General features: G+C 64.9%; 1 pseudogene. It reads right to left on the bottom strand.

From position 1 onward, the window contains the following. Positions 1–125: 125 nt before the first annotated feature. Positions 126–251 (bottom strand): annotated as a pseudogene (locus MTQ10_RS31115) (IS256 family transposase); the annotation flags it as partial.

Raw genomic sequence — 251 nt, forward strand, 5'->3', positions numbered from 1 at the left:
TAGTTCGGACGGATCTCCGCGATCATGCGCACCGCACGCTCGCGAAGCTCAGCAGGGTAAGGGGACGGACGTGCCATGACTCGATCCTCTCAGGGAATCGAGCCTCCATCAGACCCGGAGCGGTTCAGCTCGTCCTTGGCCTCCAGGAGCATCTCCTTCACCTTGGGGAACTGCTTGCCGAAGGCGTCGGCGACGGTGTCGAGCTGGGCGCGGACCGAGACGGCGTCGGGCTGGGCGAAGATCGTGCGGAT

Source organism: Streptomyces sp. XM83C (assembly GCF_023072675.1).
In the GTDB taxonomy this organism is placed as follows: domain Bacteria; phylum Actinomycetota; class Actinomycetes; order Streptomycetales; family Streptomycetaceae; genus Streptomyces; species Streptomyces thermocoprophilus.